Here is a 22,723-nt window from a genome sequence, read left to right as displayed (position 1 = left end):
TATGCGAATTCTTTTTTTTATTCAGGGCGAAGGTCGGGGCCATCAGACCCAGGCTATTGCGATGGCCGAGATCCTGCAAAAAGCCGGACATGAATTAGTAGGAGCAATTGTCGGCACAACCCAGGGCCGGGGCATTCCGGTCTTACTCGAAAAACACCTGTCGGTAGAAATGCGGGCTTTCCCCAGCCCGGCTTTGCTCTATAGCGAAAAAAGTAAATCACTAGCCGTCTGGAAAACCTTTTGGGAAAACCTCAAACAGGGTAGCGTTTATATGCAGCAGGCGGGTAAAGTAGAGGCCTATATTCAGGAAAAACGTCCTGATGTGATTATCAATTTTTACGAAATGCTTTGCGGCTTATGGCGATTACGGTATAAAACCAGTATTCCGGTGCTTTCCATTGCCCACCAGTATTTATTACAACATTCGCAGTTTAGACTTCCTACCAGTAGTTTTCTTCATCACCGCATTGTCAATACGGTTACCCGACTTTCAGCGTTGGGAACTACTCGTAAACTGGCTCTTTCCTTTTACGAAATGCCTGATGACACGAAGCAGGATATTTACGTCATCCCTCCTTTACTGCGAGCAGAGGTAAAGGATTTAGTCCCGCAAAAAGAGGATTTTATTCTGGCCTATATGACTCATTATAAGCTGGAAGATGACCTACGGGATTGGTGCCGTCGCCATCCAGAAACAACAGTAGTAGCTTTCTGGGCTCATCCGCAAGCTCAAAAACTTGAAACGCCCTTACCCAATTACAGATTGCATCGCGTGGATGCCCATTTATTTCTGGATGCCATGCGTCGTTGCCGGGGATTGGTGAGTACTTCGGGTTTTGAAGCCATTTGTGAAGCGATGTATCTGGGTAAGCCCGTGATGCTTTTTCCTACGCCCCAGCATTTTGAGCAGGCCGTTAATGCCATTGATGCCGCTCGGGCGGGAGCAGGAATTCAGGCCACTTCTTTCCTTGAAATGGATCGATTTCTCGATTACCTGCCTACTCACCAGCCCATTGAAGACACCTTTCGCCTTTGGCAGCATCAATTGGAAGAGAAGATCAGGCAGCAACTAGTCGCCGTTACTGGCTGATTGTTTTTTGATGATATTGATAAACTTAGAGAGTTCCTCCTGACGGGCTGGGCTAGATTCGGGATAACTCATAGGCAAAGTTTTGAGCTTTTCCAGAATAAGTTGACTAACAATGAGTCGCATGTTTTTCTTATCGTCCGCCGGAATAACGTACCAGGGAGCTTTGGGTGTAGAGGTCTGGTTGATGACTTCCTCGTAGGCCTCTTGATAGTCGTCCCAATATTCCCGTTCTTTTACGTCGTTTTCCTCAAACTTCCAGTTTTTAGAAACGTCTTCAATCCGGCTGATGAGGCGTTTGCCCTGCTCTTCTTTAGAAACATTGAGGAAGAATTTCATGATGTGAATGCCATTCCGCACCAGATACTTCTCATAATTGGCAATATCCTTATAACGATGTTTGAAGAGTTTGTCCAGGTCTTTGGTCAACTCTTCGGGTAATCGCTGGGTATCAAGAATGATCTCGGGATGAACTTTTGTCACCAGAACTTCTTCGTAATAACTCCGGTTGAAAATGCCAATGGTGCCCCGCTGTGGAGCCCGGAGGCTGGTTCGCCAGAGGAAGTCGTGTTCCAGTTCGAGCGTAGAAGGACGTTTGAAGTTATGAATCTCCACGCCGAAGGGATTCACTCCACTCATGACGTGCCCAATGGTGCCATCTTTACCCGCCGCGTCCATGGCCTGAAAGATGAGTAATAAACCAAAGCGGTTATGGGCGTACATGCGGCTTTGCAGCTCGTCAATCTCTTCGCGGTATTCTGCTAAAAGGCTTTCGTACTCTTCCTTCGTTTTGTAGAGATCCTTGATTTGAGTCGAATGGTCTTTGATTTTAAATTTGTCAGAACCCGTTATGCAAAACGGTTTGGTATCGAGATTTAATTTCATACAGATAGGGAATGTTGGACTGCTCTAAATTGCTTGAATTAAGGTAATAATATTCTTTTACTTAGGTAAACTATCCTGGTTCTGTTCCTGTTATCTATCTAATGAAAACAATATTTCGAACGCTCAAACTAAGTCTCCTGTCTGTGGCCACGCTCTTTGCGTGCCAGTCGCCGGCTCAGGAGCAGAAGAAAGCTATGACAACGGATAAACCTCTGCCTAAAACAACCGTACAAGTACCCGCTGGACTCGAAGTAGCCACCTTAGGATCGGGCTGTTTCTGGTGTACCGAAGCGGTCTTTCAACGGTTGGAGGGTGTAGTAAAAGTAGAATCAGGTTATTCCGGTGGTTTTGTGGAAAATCCTTCCTACAAAGACGTTTGCACCGGTCAAACCGGACACGCTGAAGTAACGAACATTACTTACGATCCGAAGAAAATCAGCTTTGCTGATCTGTTAGCCGTTTTCTGGCGGACGCACGACCCAACCACAGTTGACCGGCAGGGAAATGACGAAGGTCCTCAGTATCGTTCGGCCATTTTCTATCATAACGAAAAACAGAAAGAAGAAGCCGAACACTGGAAGAAAGAAGTAGACAAGGCCAAGATTTACCCCGATCCGCTGGTGACGGAAATTACGCCTTTTACTAATTTTTATAAAGCCGAAGCTTACCATCAGGATTATTACAACCAGAATGGCCGTCAGCCTTACTGTTTGTTTGTGGTAAGACCCAAGGTTGAAAAGTTTGAGAAAGTTTTCAAGGATAAACTCAAACAACATAACTAATCAGTTTCGTCTGATGGAAAAGTCCCTGCCTTCACCCGCAGGGATTTTTTGTTTACACCCTACAAAACCTAAATTCGCAGCTTATTTTATTTGTTTTCAGTTTGCGGAGGTCTGTTTTCAGTTGACGATAACCAGAAACGTACCAGGCGTAATACTTTGTGAAACGCTGTGTTGAGTCCTTGGGTCTTCAGGGTAAAATTGAAAACGATTAATCACAAACTGAAAATTGAAAACAGAAAACTACTATGTCTGTTCATAATCCTGATATTAAGCGGGTTACTACGCATACCCTGCAAGAATTAAAATCCAAAGGCGAACGAATCAGTTGTTTAACGGCCTATGATTACTCCATGGCCAAGCTTATCGATGCGGCTGGCGTGGAAGTTATTCTCGTAGGAGACTCCGCTTCGAACGTGATGGCGGGGCATGAAACCACCTTGCCTATTACCTTGGATCAGATGATTTACCACGCTCAGTCGGTGGTTCGAGCCGTGAAGCGAGCCCTGGTCGTAGTGGATTTACCCTTTGGCAATTACCAGGGAAACTCCGAAGAAGCCCTGCGTTCGGCTATTCGGATTATGAAAGAATCGGGAGCTCATGCCGTGAAACTGGAAGGCGGAGCCGAGATAAAAGAATCCATTGCTCGGGTGCTGAGTGCAGGTATTCCAGTAATGGGACATTTGGGATTGACCCCGCAATCTATTTACAAATTTGGCACTTATGCCGTGCGAGCAAAGGAAGAAGCAGAAGCTCAAAAACTGCGTGACGATGTTCGTTTGCTGGAGGAGTTAGGTTGTTTTTCTTACGTTCTCGAAAAGATTCCGGCTCAGTTGGCCGCTGAAGTTACGGCTTCGGTGCACATTCCTAGTATTGGAATTGGAGCTGGGGGCGGTTGCGATGGTCAAATTCTGGTCATGCACGACATGTTAGGAATTAATCAGGAGTTTAAACCGCGTTTTCTGCGTCGCTATGCCAATGTCGCCGAGGTGATTCAACAGGCAGTATCGAGCTACGTAGACGATGTGAAAACGAAAGACTTTCCTTCGGCAGCGGAGGAGTATTAATCAGCAAAAGGCATGAATCCAAACTTGGGCAAAGGACTGATCATTCTGGGTGGGATTGTAATGGTACTGGGAATCGTGATCTACTTTTTTCACGATAAACTGCACTGGATAGGACGATTACCCGGCGATCTACATCTGGAGCGGGAAAACGTTCGGATTTACATGCCCATTGCTACCTGCATCCTCGTAACCATCATTCTCAACGTAATCTTGTGGTTGATTCGTCGCTTGTTTTAGCTTTTAGAAACGGGCTAAAATTTATAATTGTCAGACTTCAATACACTGATTGGGAATCGGAGGGTAAGACAGATACATTCTTTCGTTCAAGCCTGTTCTCTCGAACGAAAGGAGAGCCCTTCTTTAAAACGGGTAGACTTCGAGGTCGATAAGAAATCACTTACGAAGGATAACATTGACTAGGAGTTTACAGAATAATTCTGTCGAGTTGCTGTTTGGTAATAAAATGAAGACATAATGTAACAAAAGCTCCCAATTTGTTCGATTTTTGTGGAATTATATTCCCATTAATGGGGAAAAGTGTTGAAAAGTGAAAGGTATATAGCTTAGCTTCGAAAGGTTAATGAATAGTTAATATACATAGCAAAGCCCCAGCACTTCAAAGAGCTGTGGCTTTGCTATGTACTGGTTTTAAAAGTTGAATTTCGTTCGAAGGCTGATATTTATTCCCTGTTCGTCAGCATAATACCGAAAACGGTCTAGGTAATCCCGGTAAGCAGTGTTGAATATATTTTGAACGCTCAAGCTCACATCCAGATTCTTTTTATGAAGTGGAATGGAAGTACCTAACGCCGCATTCCAGAGCCAGTAGGCTGCTGGTGGAGGAGCAAAGTCACTGTTTGGGGGGACCCTGATTTGCTTGGCTACGTAGGAATGGCCCGCCTGGAGGTAAAGTTTATCCAGTCCCCAACCGGGCTTTGTCCACGCATAACGAAGTGAGTTTTCCAGCCGATCAGGAGGAATTTGAACTAGCCGAACGTCGTTTCTAACATCCATTACCCGAACCATTGCATATTTACTTTGTATAGTTAAATGATTGGTTATCAAATAACTAAAGGAAAAGTCAATTCCCTGAAAAAGAGCATCTACCTGTGTATATTTAAAATACGGAAATGCCCCCCGGATGGTAAGGATAGGCGTAGCCTGGGGTTGCAGGTAAATAAAATTATGGATGTAATTACGGTAGAAAGAAACTTCAGCCGTCAAGCATTTGCTACTGTATTGAGTCGTCCAGTCAAGATTAAAAGCCGTTTCGGGTTGCAGGTTGGCGTCGCCTTCTTCATACGCTGCTGCTCCGTGGTGAACGCCTGCACTGTATAATTCATTGATGGAAGGAGGCCGCCAGGCCACCCCAGCATTCAGCCGTGTATTCCATGCTTTCCCGAAGCGACGCACAAGGCCCAAACTGCCCGATACGTTACCAAATCGCATATACTTATATTCCCGAACTCCGCGACGAGGAAAAAGAGTAACTCGCTGATAACGAAAGTCGTATCGTACGCCTGCCTCTAGATCCCATTGTTCACTGCTGTACTTTTCAAGCCAGAATAACCCCGCTGTTCCTTGTCTGAAATTAGGAATCAGGGGCCGGCCATAAACCAGATTTCTTTGGTATTGAAGACTTAATCCTGCTGATCCCGTGATTTTTTGGGCAATGGGTCGATGCTCGTAAACCAGATCTCCTGTATAGGTCGAGATTTCAAAGTTAAGTTCAGGTCGGTTTAAAGCCGCTAAACTATCATTTCGGGGTCGGTGAAGATCGTACTCTGCCCGTTTGTTTCGTTGACGAGCCAGCGTTAACGACCACAGGCCTTTTTCGGAGGGTGAATAACTGATTTTCAGTTTCTCAAGACTATGGGATACTTGCTGATAAGGACGCCCAATGGCATAACTAAAACCACTTTTTACGAACGGTTCTCCATTTTTAAGTACATTTTCCAGGTCACTAACACTGCCAATGTGCGAACCACTGAAAATACCTAGTTTAGTATCAAAATGGCTGGCGAATCCTTCCAGATTCCAGTTACCGTGACGGTAACCCACCGCCAGCGAATAGTTACCTTCGGCAATGCCCGTGTTATCTAAAAAATAATGAGGAGTTCGAATATTACCGCCCCTTTTGAGCGTTCCCTGTACCCGCCAGCCTAATCCGGGTAGTGCTTTTAAGCCCCCTTCTACCTGTAAAGAAGCTACGCCCTGACGACCATTAGAGAAGCCAACTAAATTTGCTTCGCCCTGTATATCAGTATGTTGTGGAATAGAGGCAGGCTCTACCAGCACCACTCCGGCAATTGCTTCAGGACCGTAGCGAACGCCAGCGGCTCCTTTTACCACCGTAAGTTGTTTGGCAACAAAAGGGTCAATTTCGGGAGCGTGTTCGCTGCCCCATTGCTGTCCTTCCTGACGAATGCCATTGTTCAAAATCAGGACTCGATTGGAGTGCATGCCGTGAATAATGGGCTTGCCAATGCTACTGCCCGTTTGAAGGGTTGATACACCCGTAACGTTTTTCAAAGCATCGGCCAGACTTTGCCCCCGGGTCTGATCCAGAGCTTCTCCCGATAACACCGAACGATTCAGCGTAGAATTCTCCAGCTTATGAGCCGTAACGGTTACGTTTTGCAGGTGAATGTCTTCTTCTTCCAGATGAAGATTTTGCTCTACTTCTTCATGAATAAGATTAACAGAAAGAGTATCAGACTGATAACCAATGAGTTTACAAATTAGAGTATACTTACCCTGGCACAAACCCCTAAGCACATATTTACCGGAACCGTCGGTAAGAGTCGTCCGATTTATTTCCGGTAAGAACAAAACAGCTCCGGCGACGGGTTTGCCGGTTTGATGCTCATTCACTTCTCCTTTCAGTACACAGTTACAATTCTGGGCTCGCACCGACCCCGTTAGTAACAGTCCCCCAATCAATAACCAACGCATCATGAATTCCATCGCTTGAATGTAACGACAAAAGTAACGTATGTGCAACACTATTGCAAAAAGACAGATTATGGAATGAATTTTGAGTGTATATGACCAGGTAGGTTGTTTAATAATTTATTAAAATCAATTAGTCAAAAGGCTGTGGCCCGGTTTTTTAATATTAATTCCCGATTGTTCAACCTAGAGTCCAGTTTTGTTAAACACCTGATTTGCTGGGTGAAACCTGATTTGAACCGTTCGATCAAAAATTCACGCAAGATTTTTTATTGCTAGGACATAAACATAATATTGTTTAACCTAATAAATAATTTCATTAAACAAACGTCGCCTTATTCAGCCCATGACTGCTCTTGAATTTACTCATCACGTTGGACACGTCTCGAAATCACTGCGGCCTTTTGCACTACGATTAACGAAGGATGTTGAAGAGGCCAATGATTTATTACAAGACACGTTACTCAAAGCTTTCACCAATCGTGATAAGTATGCGGACGGCACTAATATCAAAGCCTGGCTTTATACGATTATGAAAAACACGTTCATTACAAACTATCAGCGGATGGTGCGTAAGAACACGTTTATTGATACATCAGACGACTTATATTACTTAAACTCGCTGGAGAGTTCTACCGACAATCAAGCTTATTCAACCTTTGCTCTGGAAGACATTAATGCCGCCATTCACGTATTGGACGATTCTCACAAAACGCCCTTTATGATGTATTTTCAAGGCTACAAATACCACGAGATTGCTGATCGTCTGCAAATTCCCATCGGTACCGTGAAGAACCGAATTCACTTGGCCCGCAAGGAATTAAAAGATCAGTTGAGCATGTACGAATACGCGTACTAGGACCTTCATCTTGATTAGAATAACGAAGCCGGATTCTTCCGGCTTTTTTTGTGTCTACCCCCCAAACAATTTGACTTCGTCCCAGTTAGACTGGTAGTATTTTAAGTAATTTCATGGGCAAACGAGTAATTGTTATTGGTGCCGGTTTTTCGGGCTTAGCCGCCGCCACCGCTCTGGCGGATCAGGGGTATGAAGTAACCATACTAGAGAAAAATGAGTCGGCTGGAGGACGGGCCCGAAAGTTTGAAACCCAGGGTTTTGTCTTTGACATGGGCCCGAGTTGGTACTGGATGCCCGATGTGTTTGAAAAGTATTTTGCTCAATTCGGTAAAAAGCCTTCCGACTACTACCAGCTCATCCGTCTGGATCCTTCCTATTGCGTGGTTTTTGGCTCTAACGATGCCGTAGATCTTCCCGCCAGTTTGCCCAAACTTGAAGCTTTGTTTGAAAAGCTGGAAACCGGTGCCGCCCAAAACCTTCAAAAGTTTCTCAAGCAGGCAGCCTATAAGTATGACGTCGGAATGAATACATTCGTCTGGAAACCCAGCCGAAGCATTACCGAGTTCTTGAGCTTTAAATTACTGCTGGACGTGAGTCGTCTGGATGTGCTGCAATCGTTTCATTCCCACATTCGGAAATACTTCAGGCACGAGCGAATTCTCAAGCTCATGGAATTTCCGATTCTGTTTTTAGGAGCCCTTCCTGAAAACACACCGGCTATGTACAGTTTGATGAATTATGCGGAAATTGCTCTGGGTACTTGGTATCCCATGGGCGGCATGCACGAAATCGTCAAAGCGATGGTGGAACTGGCCCATGAGAAAGGCGTTCAGATTAATTACGAAGAAGAAGTGCAGGAATTGGTCATCAAGGATGAAAAGGTACGGCAAGTTGTCACCACGACGGGCACTTATCACGCCGATGCAGTGGTAGCGGGGGCCGATTATCATCACGTAGAAGATCGGTTGCTGAAACCCGAGTATCGGAATTATTCCGAAAGCTACTGGCAAAAGCGGATTCTGGCTCCGTCCTGTGTGCTATATTATTTAGGGGTAAATCGCCGGGTAGATAAGCTGATTCATCATAACTTATTCTTTGACGAAGACTTCGGGCTGCATTCGCACGAAATCTATACCGAGCCGAAATGGCCCAGTAAACCTTTGTTTTACGTATCCGCTCCCTCCAAAACCGATCCTTCGGTGGCTCCTGAGGGTTGTGAGAATTTATTCGTTCTCATTCCCGTGGCTCCCGACCTGGAAGGGGATACCGAAGCCACTCGTGACTATTATTATAATATGGTTATGGAGCGGCTGGAGCGTTACGTAGGTCACGACATTCGCAGTCATGTGGTTTATAAACGTAGTTACGCTCATTCGGATTTTATACAGGATTATCACGCCTTTAAGGGTAATGCTTACGGATTAGCTAATACGCTCAGCCAAACAGCTTTATTAAAACCTACGCTTAAAAGTTATAAGGTAAAAAATTTGTATTATACTGGTCAGTTAACGGTTCCTGGCCCCGGCGTACCGCCATCCCTGATTTCGGGACTAGTGGTAGCTCAGGAATTAGACCGCGAACAGAAAAAGAGAGTATAGTTTTTTTAGGGTTTTATCCTTACTAAACCTACGGCAAATTGATGAAAAATATGATGGCATTATACGAACAAACGACACTGGAGTGCAGTCGGCTCATTACCCAACGCTACAGCACGTCGTTTACTTTAGGCATTAAAACACTGGACCGAAAGTTCCACTGGGCCATTTATGCCATCTATGGATTCGTTCGATATGCGGACGAAATCGTGGACACTTTTCATGATTTTGATAAAAAAGACTTACTGCTGCGTTTTAAAAAAGATACCTATCAGGCCATTGAAGAAGGTATCAGCCTGAATCCGGTGCTGCATTCCTTTCAGAAAGTAGTCAATCAATTTGGCATCGAGCGAGAGCTTATTGAAGCCTTTCTGATTTCTATGGAAATGGACTTGGACGAAACCAGTTATACCAAAAATGGCTATGAAACGTACATCTACGGTTCTGCCGAAGTGGTTGGACTGATGTGTCTTCGGGTGTTTTGTGAAGGTGACTGTAACGAATATAACTCCCTGAGTGAACCCGCCCGCCGGCTGGGTTCGGCTTTTCAGAAAGTAAATTTCCTGCGGGATATTAAATCCGATTTTCACGACCGGGGTCGAGTATATTTTCCCGGTGTAGATTTCAATAGTTTTTCAGCCAAAGACAAACTCATCATCGAAGACGACATTCAACAGGATTTTGATGCGGCTCTTGTAGGTATTCGGCGATTGCCTCGTTCGGCCCGGATGGGAGTATATCTGGCCTATTGTTATTATTTGCGACTTTTTGCCAAAATCAAGGCCGTACCTTTTGCCCGAATTCAGGAAGAACGCATTCGGGTGCCAGATTTTCAAAAACTCATGATGCTGGCCAAAACCTACGTTTCCTATCGGACAATTTAATGGAGGTTGATAAATAAAAGAGCAGCTTTTTGTTTAGAGCAGAAAGCTGCTCTTTTATTTGCTATCCCGTAGGTATTCAAAATCAACTAAAGCCAAGTAAAAGCTTAATTTCTAGGCTTATAGCTGCATTTTACGTTAACATCCATTCGCAGGTGGTACCTCAAAGACCAAATAAAAATATAATTATTTACATAATATAGTTGACATATTCCGACTTAGGTAATATTCTGAGTTTATTAAAATAGGTTTATTATTAATCTAAGTTTTATAAAAAAACATAGTAAGTGTATTGACTATATTGAAAAACGACTAATTTTATTCCAGATTTTTAGTAAACGGTCAGTTTAGGTCCATTTTGAGGTTGAAGGTAGTCTTATAAAGAAATTGGATTTAAGTAATAGTTGCCCATTATCCGTTTACAATCTCCGCCCGGTATAGAAACATTCATTATCCTTATATAACAGAAATCGGTGACCTGCCAGGGTCACCGATTTCAAGTACTGGAAATTTCGTCTGTAACGCCAATCACTCGACGAAACTCCGGTTTTGATTTCCATGTGTCTGTTTACATGTACCAAAACAAAGCAAAAGTATGAAAAAAAAGTACCACACTCTCCTGGAGGTGGCTGGGCAAAGGAATTTTAAGAGTAAATTAATTCTCCCCGCACTGGTCCTGGGATTAAGCCCGATTGTTTCCGGGGTAAACTTGTCCGAAAAAGTAAAAGTGCCTACCAGTCTGACTATCAGTGCCCCTGTTGATCGCGTGATTACAGGAAAGGTAACAGACAAAGAATCAAAAGAAGGGTTACCGGGTGTGTCGGTTCAGGTCAAAGGAACCAGCATCGGTACTACGACGGATGCTCAGGGAAGATACAAACTGAGCGTTCCCGACCAGCAAAGTGTAGTGGTGTTTTCGTTCGTGGGCTACACGCCAATTGAACAACCCATTTCTTCACAAACTACACTGGACGTTGAATTAGCCACTAATTCAAAAGACTTAACGGAAGTATTAGTGGTGGGCTACGGTACGCAAACCAAGAAAGAGTTTACGGGTTCGGCAGCAAGTATCAATAGTGAGAAACTCAAAGAAATTCCCGTGCAAAGTTTTGACCAGGCTCTGGCGGGCCGGGCAGCCGGGGTGAATATTGCCGTAGCCAATGGCGTACTTAACAATGCTCCCGTAATTCGGATTCGGGGGATCAACTCGATTTCTCTAAGTTCCTATCCATTAATTGTAGTGGATGGTATCCCTTTAACCACTGGTAGTGTGGGTAACGGTAACGTCCCTAATAACCCGCTGGGGGATATTAACCCTTCGGATATTGAGTCCATTGATGTGTTGAAAGATGCTGCTTCCACGGCCATTTACGGTTCGCGGGCGGCAGCTGGGGTGTTGTTAATCACCACAAAAAGAGGGAAAGAAGGACGGGTGAAAGTGGGTTACGACGGCTGGGTCGGTGTGACGAGTCCCGTGCGTTTGCCTAAACTGCTCGGTGCGGAAGACTACATGATGATTAAGAACGAAGCGGTTAATAACAAGAAAATCATTGAAGGTAACGCTAATAATGCTAATGTTCCTTCCCAGTTATTTTTCCCTTCTTATAATGCCGACGGTTCACTGGTGCAAACCAACTGGTACGATCACATTTTCCAAACAGGAGTTTCGCAAAACCACGCTGTTAACGTAAGTGGTGGTAATAAAACAACGAGTTATTTCTTCTCGACTAACTATTCCGATCAGAACGGGATTTTGCGAACCAATAACTTTAAACGGAAAGGAATTCGCCTGAACCTGGATCATCAGGTTAATAAATGGCTGAAGCTAAGGGGAAGTATTAATTATACTAACTCTTTTAACAAGTCACCCAATTCTGGCTCACTGGAGGGTAATGCACAACTTATCGTGGGGGCTGCCCGGATGGCCTATACGTTGGCACCTAACGTAGCAGCTTATAAAGAGGATGGTACCCCTAACATCAGGGATGTAAACGCAGGATCTATCAATGACGGAGGACCTATCAATAATGATGGGAACAAAGTGGTTAGTGTTTATTTTAACCCTGTCGCACTTTTTAAGCTGGCGAGTTATACTTCTGAAAATGATCGTATCCTGGCTAATATCGGGTGCGACTTTTAGTCTTCTGAAAGGGCTTAGTTTTACAACTAATTACTCTATTGACCGTCTAAGAAATGAGAATATTACCTCATTAAGTGCTGTCCGGGGGAGTAGTTCTTCTACCAATGGCTCGGTAACTAATATTACCGGTCTTCGGAATAACTGGAATTTCACCAATACGCTGAATTATGACACTCGTTTTGGAAAAAGCCACCTAACTGCATTACTAGGTTATGATGCTCAGGTGTTTGATACTAACATATGGGGAGTGAACGTAACTCAGGCGGCTGACCCTTACTTTGATGATTACCAGGGAACATGGGGTAATATTACGCCTTCAGGAAACAGCCTCTTTAATCGATCCTTCCTGTCGATGTTCTCAAGGGTAACGTATGACTTTAATGACCGTTACTTTTTTACGATAAACTTTAGAAGGGATGGTAATTCTTCTTTAGGATCAGATAAGAAGTGGGGTAACTTCGGAGGTATCTCTGGTGGCTGGTCTTTGTCCGAAGAAGAATTCTACAAAGCTTCTTCGCTGAGCAAGGTCATGACCAGTGCTAAGCTGAGAGCTAGCTGGGGACGGGTAGGAAATGGGAACCTTAACAGCCCATATGCTTCTTTAAACCTATATTCTTCATCGCTTTACGGAACGGTGCCTACCTGGGCATATAATCAGGCGGGCAATGCCAATTTAGGTTGGGAGACTTCGCAACAGACCAACGTAGGAGCTGACCTGGATTTCTGGAATGGTAAGCTTCAGGTAGAATTAACGTATTTTAATAATAACGTTGATGGCTTGATTCTGAATGTTCCACAAGCCCCATCCAAGGGAATCCCTAATAACGCTATTTTATCTAACGTAGGATCCTTATCTAACAAAGGACTTGAATTAGGCATTAACTCGACGGTAATTCGTAAATCGGACTTCTCCTGGAATATCAGCTTCAACTATTCCCGTCTGAGTAACAAAGTGACCTCTTTGGCTAGTGATGGGAAGCCTATTTTAAGCACTACTGCCAGTTCAGCTAATATCTTCAATATCACACAGGTAGGTTCGTCGGTAGGGACGCTCTACGGTGCTATTACCGACGGTATTAACCCTGAAAACGGACAGCGTATTTTCATTAACGCTGCTGGAGAGCGGGTGCAGTATAGTTTGGCAGTTCCTACTGATGGAAATTCCTGGACATATCTGGATGGGAGAGCTGCCCCTGCTATTACAGCTAATGACTACAAACCTATGGGTAATGCTCTGCCTAAATGGTATGGTGGATTTAATAATACGTTCCGTTATAAGAACTTTGATCTGAATGTAAACTTTACCTACTCTGGTGGTAACTACATTTTAAACGGGAATACGGGTACCTGGCTGGATCAACGGATGTTTAATAACTCCAAAAAAGTACTCAATCGCTGGACAACTCCGGGTCAAGTTACGGATGTACCTCGTCTGGTTTATGGAGACAACTTTGCTGCGGCTAATATTCCAAACATTTCAGCTTATGTAGAGAAAGGAGATTTCCTTCGGTTGCAAAACCTGGTGTTAGGCTACAAACTACCTGCTGCTGTATTTGGACAATCGGGTATTAGCTCGCTTCGTGTGTATGCCCAGGCCTCTAATGTATTTCTTCTTACGAAGTACTCAGGCGTAGAACCTGAATCTTCCGTAAATGGCAATACTAATACTTCACCAGGTATTGAATATAACTCTTTGGGGAATGGCCGTACCATCACGTTTGGTGTGAATCTTAGCTTCTAGAAATGATCTTCTGAATGGATTAAGCAATCTTGGCATGAAAAATAAAATATTATCTACCGTAACTTACTTAATTACGGGAGGGCTTTTACTAATGGTATCTTCCTGTAATGAATCCAAATATCTGGATACCATTCCTCCTACTCAGGTAAACGCTAACGATATCTTTGACACCCCGAGTCGTATACTTGGGCTAGTCAACGGAACCTATAAATCTTTGAAGGATGCCAACTACTTCGGCGGACGTTTTCAGCTCTATCTGGATGTCCGTGGAGAGGATTTCATTAATACTACGGGTAATAGTTTTACGGGTTACGATAGCTGGGCAAACCGCTATAACTCGGGCTCGAATGATATTAATAACCTGTGGACGGCAGCCTATGCTACCATTAACCAGGCTAACATCATCATTGATGGTATTCCTAAAAATCCAGGGATTGTTTCAGATGAGTTAGGGAATCAATACATCGCTGAAGCTAAGTTTTTACGGGCCTTATCTTATTATAGCATTGTAACGGTATTTGGACAGCCTTACAATAAAAATAATGGAACGTCGCCGGGGGTACCCTTACGGTTACAGCCTGAAACGACAATGGAGAATAACGATTTAGCCCGTAGTACGGTAGCGGAAGTGTATGCCCAAGTCTTAAAAGATTTGAATGATGCCGAAGCAGGTTTACCGACAGATTACACCGGCTCAACGGCTCTAACCCTAAAAGTTACCAGAGCTCACCGAAATACAGCCATAGCACTGAAAACACGGGTGTATTTAAACATGGGGAATTACGCAAAAGTGGTAGAAGAAGCTAAGAAAATTGTGCCTCAAACAGTAGCTCCTTTCTCCGCTACTACCGGAGTGAAGCATGCTTTACAGTCTAATATTATTTCTGTGATTACTACAGATTATACAACTACTGAATCCATCCTTTCAGCTCCCTTTAGCACACTTGATATGTATAGTGGTCAGTCGGCTATTGGATATATCTATAATAACGTAGCTGAGTACTATCTGAACCCAACGGGGATTTTAGGTTCTTCTCAGTGGCCTACTACCGATGCCAGAAGAGGCTTTCTGAGAGCGAGTGGCTCTACTAATTATCTTTCTAAATTTGGCCGTACTGCCCCTTACCTAATTTACATGCCTTTGATTCGTTATTCCGAGGTACTGCTAAATTACGCTGAAGCAGCAGCAGAAACGGGAGATTTAACCTTGGCCACGAATTTACTTAAAGCCGTCCATGCTCGTTCAGATGCTTCCTACACCTTTCCGGCCTCTGCAACAGCTACGAAAGACGCTCTAATCAGTTCAATTCTTGTGGAAAGAAGAATTGAACTGTTGGGAGAAGGCTTCCGCTCCAATGATTTGCTACGTAGATTGCAAACTATTCCAGCAAAAACAGGTCCTACTGTAAGTGCTAATGCAGTATCTCCGGCTGCTGAGAACTATATCTGGCCAATCTCTAACAGTGAAATTGTAAATAATAGGCTTATTAATCAGTAGAAATCAGGATTACTTAAAACGGCCTGCTTCCTGTTTACATGGGGGGCAGGCCGTTTTTGTATGAATAATAAAGTAACAAACACTCTTTATATATACTGACAATGGTAATGAATCAGCGGTTACGGAAATATCCGTTAATTGCGGAAGTATAATGAGAAAGATAACCAGAGAATATTCATGTCAGTAAACAAGGATGAAATCAAGTTCCCTCTATTTCACTCTTACCTAAAACGATTTGTAGATTTAACGGATAACGAGTGGCTTGCTCTGGAGGAACAGCTACGGGTGAGGAAACTTCCCAAAAAACAACATCTCATTAGACAGGGTGAACAGGCTAAAGAGATTTTCTTCCTCATCAGTGGTTCTGCCCGGCTTTATTACGAGAAAGACGGTGACGAAAAAACGACTTACTTCTTTTTTGAAAATAACCTGGTTGGCGACTACTTGGGTTGCTTAACAAGTCAGCCGAGTACGATCAATATTCAGGCCCTGGAAGATTGCGAGCTGATGTATTTTAAGTATGAAACCCTAACCAAGCTATATGAGCAATTTCCCGTCTATCAGATTTTCGGGCGTAAGCTGGCGGAGTATTTATTCATGGGGCTGGACATACGACTAGCCGAGTTACTAACCCTAACTCCAGAAGAACGTTATCTGAAATTCATCAACACGTCAATTAAACGTAAGATTCTCGAACGCATTCCTCAGCAGTATATCGCTTCTTACCTGGGGATAACTCCCGTTTCACTAAGTCGCATTCGCCGCCGGATTGCCACTTCCTGATTTATTAACTTATGTAAAGAATTTTACCCTGTTCTCCATCGGACCTTTATAGCGAATCAAAAACCACAACAAATACTGTTGTTATGAAAACGCTCATAAAGTTTGAAGAAGCCGCTCAAGTTATTCTTTCCCTTGTCTTATTTGCCCAGTTACCGTTTGCCTGGTGGGTGTTTCCGGCTTTACTATTAGTTCCTGATGTAAGTATGGTGGGTTACGTCTTTAATAGTAAAACAGGAGCTTTTATTTATAATGTATTTCATCACAAAGCAGTAGCTATTTTGATCGGAGTCCTGGGTTTCTATCTTGGTAATGAATATGTATTGCTGGCAGGTATTATCTTATTCGGTCATTCTTCGATGGATCGGATGTTTGGGTATGGGTTGAAGTTTGATACGGGTTTTGGATATACGCATTTGGGAGAGATTGGGGATTTGAAGAAGTAATCGTTATTATGGCTCCAAATGCTCATTCGATCAGCTCTGTTGATTGATTGGGGAATGTCAATTAATTCATTGAAGAAAATAATCTAGATAAAAAGCTTTTAGTCTTATATGATTTATTGCTAGTACGCTTAATAAGAAACTTATAATAAGTTGTTGAGTTACCAATATCTTCTTTACCATCTTGATTGATAATAAAGAACAAAGAATTATTGTTTTCATAACTTGAAAATCGAACGTAAGAGTTATCACTCCATTCCTTTGTGGTTTCCCCCTCAAAATAGTGAAAATGGTAAGCTCCGTCCTGAAAGGCTACTATTATTTTATCATTGTCGAAATTTTGCATAGTTACATAATCATATTCTTTTTTCAGGAAACCAAATCCAGAATATCTTACCCCTAAACTTGCAAAATTTTTATAAAATGCATTGTATTCTTTTACTAAATATATTTTATCATACTTTTTTTCAATCCATACTTTTCCGCCTTTAGAATTCACTAATTCAAATATTTCCGTCTTTACACATTCATAAAAATAGTGAACAGATATTCCTTCATCCTTCAAATGATGACGTTGCCAATAGTTACCCACCCAGATACTTCGATTCAGAAGTGAATAATTTTGATTATCGATAATTATGTTTTCTCCGGGTTCTATAGGCTCAGTTGATTTATAGTTTACGTTATATACCTTGTTTTGATAGAAGGATTTTAATTTGTTGTTGACTACCATATGTACATGTTGACAGTACTTACAGTTTATAAAAGTAGAGGTAGATAAAATGCGATATATAGGTTGGTAGCAATTAAGACAATGAAAAAGCATAGATTATATGATTTTTCATTAAAGGTAATTTAGAATTTAAAGTCTACATTAAAATATTGATGAATGGTTATTTTGAAATTTAATAAAAGTTAAAATTTATTTAACTTTAGCTAGTTATTCGGCAGAGCCGAGCGACTGTGAAAATTATTAAATGAATTCGTATTATTCTATATCCCAAATTACATCATTAATATTAATTACGCTTATGAAAAAAGGTTTTTACCTTACCCTCGCTTCACTTACGTTACTACTGTCAGGATGCTCTAAGCATAATTATGAAAGCTCATTTAGGAATACTCTTCAGGAAAAAACATCAGAGCAGTATCTGAATCAGCTCAGAAATACTATTGACGAATCGAAACTAGACCAGATGCTAGTGTTAAAAAGCCTTCCTGCTAAAAAGAGCTTCTATATAAATACCTTGAACTCGGGAGAACGCTATTATTTCTGGGTTCGGAAGTTTAATCACTATGCATCTCTTTCAGACGCTACTGCTGAACAAAAAGCCTTACTTAAAGAACTTGTGAGTCATCTAAAACCAGAATTCTTTTCTAATCCTGCACAGGGAAACCAATTTGCAGAAGGTTATATGGCCGAATGGAATAAAAAAGCACTGACTGCCTTTGATAAAGGCAATTTGGCAACCCTCACAAGTACGCTGGAATACACGCGTTAGCTTTTTAGATTTTCCCGCAGTTGCCCAACTCTACCAGACAAAACAAGATACGGAAAACGAAAGTAATTCAATAAACAAAAAGCCCGCCGCAAAACTTTGCGGCGGGCTTTACTATTAATACCAGCTATGACTTATTCAGCCGTAGCATATTCTTCCAAAGGAGGACAGGCACAGATCAGGTTACGATCTCCGTAGGCTGAATCGATGCGGCTTACCGTAGGCCAGAATTTGCTGGCTTTTACGTAAGGCAGCGGGAATACCGCTTTTTCACGCGAGTAAGGACGATTCCAGGCATCTGAAAGAACCACAAACTGAGTGTGAGGAGCCATTTTCAAAACGTTAACCGTTTTATCCGCTTCGCCTTCTTCAATCTCTCTAATCTCGTTACGGATGGCAATCATGGCATCACAGAAACGATCCAGTTCTGCTTTAGACTCTGATTCGGTAGGCTCCACCATCAGCGTTCCGGCTACGGGGAACGAAAGGGTAGGAGCGTGGAAACCGTAATCCATTAAACGTTTAGCGATGTCTTCGGCTTCAATGCCTACTGATTGCTTGAACGGACGACAGTCGAGAATCATCTCGTGAGCACAGCGGCCTTGCGAACCTACGTACAGCACGGGGAAGTGTGATTCCAGACGAGCCTTGATGTAGTTGGCGTTCAGAATGGCCGTTTCTGTCGCGTGCGTCAGACCTTCGCCGCCCATCATCGCGATGTAGGCGTAAGAAATCGTCAGGATGCTCGCTGAACCATACGGAGCTGCCGAAACGGCTGAGATGGCCTGCTCGCCACCCACGCCTTCTACCACAGCGTGACCGGGCAGGAAGGGAGCCAGGTGAGCCGCTACACCGATGGGACCCATGCCAGGACCGCCACCACCGTGAGGAATACAGAACGTTTTATGCAGGTTCAGGTGGCAAACGTCTGCTCCAATCGTACCAGGAGAGGTAAGTCCTACCTGAGCGTTCATGTTTGCTCCATCCATATATACCTGACCACCGTGCTGGTGAATCAGATTACAAATTTCGATGATCGACTCTTCGAATACGCCGTGCGTCGAAGGGTAAGTAACCATCAGACAGGACAGGTTTTCACTGTACTGCTCGGCTTTGGCTTTTAAATCAGCCAGGTCGATGTTCCCGTTCTCGTCGGTTTTGGTAACGACTACCTTCATACCCGCCATAACGGCTGAGGCAGGGTTGGTTCCGTGAGCAGAAGCGGGAATCAGAGCGATGTTGCGATGGCTATTACCCTGAGCTTCGTGATACGCCCGAATCACCATCAGACCCGCGTATTCACCCTGGGCACCTGAGTTAGGTTGCAGAGACATGGCCGCAAAACCTGTGATTTCACAAAGCCAGTCGTTGAGGTTTTTAAATAACTGCTGGTAACCCGCCGCCTGAGCTTTAGGAGCAAAGGGGTGAAGTTTACCAAACTCAGGCCAGGTTACCGGAATCATTTCGGTTGTGGCGTTGAGCTTCATAGTACACGATCCCAGTGAGATCATGGAGTGTACCAGCGATAAGTCTTTATTTTCCAGCGATTTCAGATAACGTAACATTTCGTGCTCGGAATGATGCGTATTGAAAACGGGGTTTGTTAAGTAAGCAGATTCCCGGGTAAGAACTTCGTTAAACTCCCAGGTTAAGGCTGATTCAATTTCCGACAGGTTAACACTTTTGCTTACCAGTGTCGAGAAGATGTTGATCAGTTCAACGGCATCCTGATAGGTTTTTACTTCGTCAAACGAAATACCAACCAGATTATCTCCGAAGTAACGCAGGTTGATTTCAGCGGCTTCTGTGGCAGCTTTCACCACATTTTCATCCGAAACTTTTACCTGAATGGTGTCAAAGAAAGCTTCTGTTACTACTTCATAACCCAGTTCCTTAAGGGCCAGAGCCGTCAGTTGCGTTAAAGCATGCGTGCGGTGAGCAATTTTCTGCAAGCCTTCAGGGCCGTGGTATACGGCATAAGCCGCCGCCATTACCGAAAGAAGTACCTGAGCTGTACAAATATTAGAAGTGGCTTTCTCGCGGCGAATGTGCTGCTCACGAGTTTGCAGAGCCATGCGAAGGGCACGGTTTCCTTCCGCATCTACCGATACCCCGATGATACGACCGGGCATCTGGCGTTTGTAATCGTCTTTGGTAGCAAAGTAACCCGCGTGTGGTCCGCCGTAACCCATGGGTACGCCAAAACGCTGAGCAGAGCCTACTACTACGTCCGCACCCATTTCACCAGGAGCTTTCAGTAAAGTAAGAGCCAGTAGATCCGCCGCTACTACTACTTTGATATCTAAGTCGTGAGCAGAGGCAATCCAGTCACCGTAATCAAATACAGCTCCGTCGGTGGCGGGGTATTGTAATAAAGCACCGAAGATGCTTTCGTTGGTCAAATCAACCGTGCGGTGATCACCCACCATGATTTTGACCCCAATCGGAGTAGCCCTCGTATAAAGCAGGTCAATCGTTTGTGGGTGGCATCGATCTGAAACAAAGAACGTATCTGCTTTCGCCTTGGCTCCTTTTTTCAGGGCATGTAATAAATGCAGAGCTTCCGCAGCGGCTGTGGCTTCATCCAACAGAGAAGCATTGGCGATTTCCATGCCCGTTAATTCCAAAATCATGGTTTGGAAATTCAGCAGCATTTCCAGGCGTCCCTGCGAAATCTCGGCCTGATAAGGCGTATAGGCCGTGTACCAGGCGGGATTTTCCAGAATATTACGCAGAATTACATTAGGGGTATACGTATCGTAGTAACCCGTACCGATGTAGCTCTTGAAGACTTTATTTTGACTGGCAAGCTTCTTGAAATCGTCCAAAAATTGGAATTCCGTTTGAGCGGGAGGAAGATTCAAGGCATTAGCCCGGCGAATGGCCGAAGGTACTGTTTGGTTGATGAGTTCTTCAACCGAAGTTACGCCAATTTCAGCCAGCATAGCCTGACGATCGGCCTCATCTGCATTATTATGACGATTTTCGAAAAGTTCCTGGTAACGAAGAGCAACCTGCATGGAGCATTATTGTTGATGGAAACAAAGGACAAATATACACAGAAAAGACGGCCCTTGTGCAGAAGAAAGAACTAGGATTTTTACAAAATTCATAGTTAGGTAATAACCTGCTTAGACGATCGGATCACAAGGATTATCTTTGACTTTTTGCAAATCCGGTAGTCCATGAATTACCTTAGTTTTCTTCTAACCGTTCTAAAGTAAGAATTCGATTCATTTCCAGGAAGTTCGCTTGTCTGGATTAAATTTTTACTGGTAGAGATTATTTCATTAATGAACACAGCTATGTCAAAGCAACCAGCTGCAGAGCAGAACGATCAAATCGAAATCGAATTGTCCGAAGAAATGGCAGAGGGTACTTATTCGAATCTGGCCATTATCTCGCATTCCCAAAGCGAATTTGTTATTGATTTTGTACGATTAATGCCTAACGTTCCTAAAGCAAAAGTAAAATCACGTGTAATCATCACGCCCGACCATGCCTTGCGGTTGATGCATGCCTTGCAGGATAACCTGGCTAAATACGAAGAAAACTACGGCCCCATTAACGAAGGTGGCGGGCATTCCGGTTTTCAACTTCCCTACACGGGTCCCGTAGGAGAAGCTTAATCAAACGGCTGGCGATTGCTGGCCGTTTTTGTTTGGGGGGAAGATTGGTAGAACTTAATAAACCTCCAAAGTACTGGTAGATCATTCAATAACTTCATGCTGGGGTTGAAAGTACATCCTTATCCTGCCGTTGCCAGCTTTTTCGCTGGCAACAGGTGTTACTTGAAGGACTCCCTCGAATAGATCATTCAGTGCCAACCAGACCGGGCTCATCCATCAGGAAATCCCGGGTTGACACCCGGAGCTATTCATATGGAACCCCTCTGGGGTTTTAAGTTGAATGATTTGCAAGTCCAGAGGACTTGAATAACCCCAGTCTGGATAGCACCGTATGCCAATCCATAAAATAAAAATCATTTCAAAAACCGAAGAAAGGCCCCAAACCTGCGTTTGCTTAGGTATTCCAGATCTTCTTCAAAAGCATAGGCTTCCTTTTCAAAACTAATAGCCCGGTAAGCAGCGTGATGAGATTTACCTTTCAATCGATGGTAATAATACTCGCTAACGTACCAGAGATAAAAGGGCAAAATCAGCCACTCCGCCTGTTGACGAATATGAATGCGTTCATGATTCATCAGCGAGGCTGAGGGACGGGGCGTACTAACAATAATAAACGGCCAAAGGGTAATACCATTCACCCCAAGCCCCGGCCAATAAAGCGTTAATGGCCATCCGGTATACTTTAGAAATCTGATTTTCAGTGATTAGTTGTCCGTTTGCTATTGACAGTTTTCAATTAAGGAGAGTGAACGGGCTCGTAATTGTGAAGGTAAAGAGAAATACTAAAAAGGTTAATAGCAAGCAACAGAAAACTATAAACTGAAAACTCCAACTTATCTTTGCATCATCATCTGAGGGAAGCCTCTTCATTCATTTCTATTATTCTTA

The 22,723-nt window shown here is 43.5% G+C and carries 19 protein-coding genes; 14 read left to right on the top strand and 5 right to left on the bottom strand.

The annotated features are described in order from the left end of the window. Window position 1: 1 nt before the first annotated feature. Window positions 2-1,090: a glycosyltransferase family protein gene (locus QE357_RS18915; protein WP_309710713.1), complete on the top strand. Its 1,089-nt coding sequence runs from the start codon at window positions 2-4 to the stop codon at window positions 1,088-1,090. Here QE357_RS18915 and QE357_RS18910 read toward each other — a convergent pair. Continuing rightward, entirely contained in the window at window positions 1,070-1,972 is a 903-nt protein-coding gene (locus QE357_RS18910; RefSeq protein WP_106637148.1) for a polyphosphate kinase 2 family protein, read from the bottom strand. The two genes, QE357_RS18915 and QE357_RS18910, sit on opposite strands and share 21 nt — an antisense overlap. A 101-nt stretch (window positions 1,973-2,073) precedes the next feature. On the opposite strand from QE357_RS18910, the gene msrA reads away from it, so the two are divergent. The 3 genes from msrA (at window position 2,074) to QE357_RS18895 (ending at window position 4,055) form a co-directional block, all read left to right on the top strand. Next, complete coding sequence (msrA, locus tag QE357_RS18905) at window positions 2,074-2,754, top strand: peptide-methionine (S)-S-oxide reductase MsrA (protein WP_409050253.1); 681 nt, start codon at window positions 2,074-2,076, stop codon at window positions 2,752-2,754. 245 nt (window positions 2,755-2,999) lie between these two features. Continuing rightward, window positions 3,000-3,818, top strand: coding sequence for a 3-methyl-2-oxobutanoate hydroxymethyltransferase (gene panB / locus QE357_RS18900; protein WP_106637149.1), 819 nt, complete (start codon window positions 3,000-3,002; stop codon window positions 3,816-3,818). A gap of 12 nt (window positions 3,819-3,830) precedes the next feature. Then, window positions 3,831-4,055: a DUF2905 domain-containing protein gene (locus QE357_RS18895; protein WP_309710707.1), complete on the top strand. Its 225-nt coding sequence runs from the start codon at window positions 3,831-3,833 to the stop codon at window positions 4,053-4,055. A 411-nt stretch (window positions 4,056-4,466) separates the two neighbouring features. Here the strand turns inward: QE357_RS18895 and QE357_RS18890 are convergent, their stop codons facing one another. Continuing rightward, on the bottom strand, window positions 4,467-6,776 hold the full coding sequence (locus QE357_RS18890) for a TonB-dependent receptor (RefSeq protein WP_309710704.1): 2,310 nt from the start codon (window positions 6,774-6,776) through the stop codon (window positions 4,467-4,469). 340 nt (window positions 6,777-7,116) lie between these two features. On the opposite strand from QE357_RS18890, the gene QE357_RS18885 reads away from it, so the two are divergent. From QE357_RS18885 to QE357_RS18850, 8 genes are all read left to right on the top strand, one after another. Beyond that, complete coding sequence (locus QE357_RS18885) at window positions 7,117-7,629, top strand: RNA polymerase sigma factor (RefSeq protein WP_106637152.1); 513 nt, start codon at window positions 7,117-7,119, stop codon at window positions 7,627-7,629. Between the two features lie 113 nt (window positions 7,630-7,742). Then, a complete protein-coding gene (locus QE357_RS18880) occupies window positions 7,743-9,227 on the top strand; it encodes a phytoene desaturase family protein (protein WP_309710701.1) in 1,485 nt (494 codons plus the stop codon). A gap of 50 nt (window positions 9,228-9,277) precedes the next feature. Then, complete coding sequence (locus tag QE357_RS18875) at window positions 9,278-10,108, top strand: phytoene/squalene synthase family protein (RefSeq protein ID WP_307141359.1); 831 nt, start codon at window positions 9,278-9,280, stop codon at window positions 10,106-10,108. A gap of 592 nt (window positions 10,109-10,700) precedes the next feature. Continuing rightward, window positions 10,701-12,245, top strand: coding sequence for a SusC/RagA family TonB-linked outer membrane protein (locus QE357_RS18870; protein ID WP_309710697.1), 1,545 nt, complete (start codon window positions 10,701-10,703; stop codon window positions 12,243-12,245). Further along, entirely contained in the window at window positions 12,208-13,986 is a 1,779-nt protein-coding gene (locus QE357_RS18865; RefSeq protein WP_309710694.1) for a SusC/RagA family TonB-linked outer membrane protein, read from the top strand. The genes QE357_RS18870 and QE357_RS18865 overlap by 38 nt, the downstream gene beginning before the upstream one ends. A gap of 34 nt (window positions 13,987-14,020) precedes the next feature. Next, window positions 14,021-15,484, top strand: a complete 1,464-nt coding sequence (locus QE357_RS18860; RefSeq protein WP_309710691.1) for a RagB/SusD family nutrient uptake outer membrane protein — start codon at window positions 14,021-14,023, stop codon at window positions 15,482-15,484. Between the two features lie 177 nt (window positions 15,485-15,661). Next, window positions 15,662-16,267: a Crp/Fnr family transcriptional regulator gene (locus tag QE357_RS18855; RefSeq protein WP_106637155.1), complete on the top strand. Its 606-nt coding sequence runs from the start codon at window positions 15,662-15,664 to the stop codon at window positions 16,265-16,267. 83 nt (window positions 16,268-16,350) lie between these two features. Continuing rightward, complete coding sequence (locus tag QE357_RS18850) at window positions 16,351-16,710, top strand: DUF4260 domain-containing protein (protein ID WP_106637156.1); 360 nt, start codon at window positions 16,351-16,353, stop codon at window positions 16,708-16,710. A gap of 61 nt (window positions 16,711-16,771) precedes the next feature. Here QE357_RS18850 and QE357_RS18845 read toward each other — a convergent pair whose 3' ends face one another. Continuing rightward, entirely contained in the window at window positions 16,772-17,440 is a 669-nt protein-coding gene (locus QE357_RS18845) for a hypothetical protein (protein WP_309710684.1), read from the bottom strand. 298 nt (window positions 17,441-17,738) lie between these two features. Here QE357_RS18845 and QE357_RS18840 point away from each other — a divergent pair, with 298 nt between their 5' ends. Further along, window positions 17,739-18,209, top strand: a complete 471-nt coding sequence (locus QE357_RS18840; RefSeq protein ID WP_157830365.1) for a bacteriocin fulvocin C-related protein — start codon at window positions 17,739-17,741, stop codon at window positions 18,207-18,209. Window positions 18,210-18,340: 131 nt separating this feature from the next. Here the strand turns inward: QE357_RS18840 and gcvP are convergent, their stop codons facing one another. After that, window positions 18,341-21,226 carry an aminomethyl-transferring glycine dehydrogenase gene (gene gcvP, locus QE357_RS18835; protein ID WP_307141349.1) on the bottom strand — a complete coding sequence of 962 codons (2,886 nt, stop codon included), beginning with the start codon at window positions 21,224-21,226 and terminating at the stop codon, window positions 18,341-18,343. Between the two features lie 285 nt (window positions 21,227-21,511). Here gcvP and QE357_RS18830 point away from each other — a divergent pair, with 285 nt between their 5' ends. After that, window positions 21,512-21,835, top strand: a complete 324-nt coding sequence (locus QE357_RS18830; RefSeq protein ID WP_106637161.1) for a DUF3467 domain-containing protein — start codon at window positions 21,512-21,514, stop codon at window positions 21,833-21,835. 353 nt (window positions 21,836-22,188) lie between these two features. Here the strand turns inward: QE357_RS18830 and QE357_RS18825 are convergent, their stop codons facing one another. Beyond that, window positions 22,189-22,473: a hypothetical protein gene (locus QE357_RS18825; protein ID WP_309710678.1), complete on the bottom strand. Its 285-nt coding sequence runs from the start codon at window positions 22,471-22,473 to the stop codon at window positions 22,189-22,191. Window positions 22,474-22,723: the final 250 nt, after the last annotated feature.

The sequence above is a fragment of the Siphonobacter sp. SORGH_AS_0500 genome, assembly GCF_031453245.1.
In the GTDB taxonomy this organism is placed as follows: domain Bacteria; phylum Bacteroidota; class Bacteroidia; order Cytophagales; family Spirosomataceae; genus Siphonobacter.
Note: the sequence above shows the minus strand (reverse complement) of the source record. Positions and strands in the feature narration are given on the sequence as shown.

Coding starts and splice junctions, on each gene's coding strand:
- QE357_RS18915 (WP_309710713.1), top strand. CDS start 2: ATGCGAATTCTTTTTTTTATTCAGGGCGAAGGTCGGGGCCATCAGACC.
- QE357_RS18910 (WP_106637148.1), bottom strand. CDS start 1,972: ATGAAATTAAATCTCGATACCAAACCGTTTTGCATAACGGGTTCTGAC.
- msrA (WP_409050253.1), top strand. CDS start 2,074: ATGAAAACAATATTTCGAACGCTCAAACTAAGTCTCCTGTCTGTGGCC.
- panB (WP_106637149.1), top strand. CDS start 3,000: ATGTCTGTTCATAATCCTGATATTAAGCGGGTTACTACGCATACCCTG.
- QE357_RS18895 (WP_309710707.1), top strand. CDS start 3,831: ATGAATCCAAACTTGGGCAAAGGACTGATCATTCTGGGTGGGATTGTA.
- QE357_RS18890 (WP_309710704.1), bottom strand. CDS start 6,776: ATGATGCGTTGGTTATTGATTGGGGGACTGTTACTAACGGGGTCGGTG.
- QE357_RS18885 (WP_106637152.1), top strand. CDS start 7,117: ATGACTGCTCTTGAATTTACTCATCACGTTGGACACGTCTCGAAATCA.
- QE357_RS18880 (WP_309710701.1), top strand. CDS start 7,743: ATGGGCAAACGAGTAATTGTTATTGGTGCCGGTTTTTCGGGCTTAGCC.
- QE357_RS18875 (WP_307141359.1), top strand. CDS start 9,278: ATGATGGCATTATACGAACAAACGACACTGGAGTGCAGTCGGCTCATT.
- QE357_RS18870 (WP_309710697.1), top strand. CDS start 10,701: ATGAAAAAAAAGTACCACACTCTCCTGGAGGTGGCTGGGCAAAGGAAT.
- QE357_RS18865 (WP_309710694.1), top strand. CDS start 12,208: ATGATCGTATCCTGGCTAATATCGGGTGCGACTTTTAGTCTTCTGAAA.
- QE357_RS18860 (WP_309710691.1), top strand. CDS start 14,021: ATGAAAAATAAAATATTATCTACCGTAACTTACTTAATTACGGGAGGG.
- QE357_RS18855 (WP_106637155.1), top strand. CDS start 15,662: ATGTCAGTAAACAAGGATGAAATCAAGTTCCCTCTATTTCACTCTTAC.
- QE357_RS18850 (WP_106637156.1), top strand. CDS start 16,351: ATGAAAACGCTCATAAAGTTTGAAGAAGCCGCTCAAGTTATTCTTTCC.
- QE357_RS18845 (WP_309710684.1), bottom strand. CDS start 17,440: ATGGTAGTCAACAACAAATTAAAATCCTTCTATCAAAACAAGGTATAT.
- QE357_RS18840 (WP_157830365.1), top strand. CDS start 17,739: ATGAAAAAAGGTTTTTACCTTACCCTCGCTTCACTTACGTTACTACTG.
- gcvP (WP_307141349.1), bottom strand. CDS start 21,226: ATGCAGGTTGCTCTTCGTTACCAGGAACTTTTCGAAAATCGTCATAAT.
- QE357_RS18830 (WP_106637161.1), top strand. CDS start 21,512: ATGTCAAAGCAACCAGCTGCAGAGCAGAACGATCAAATCGAAATCGAA.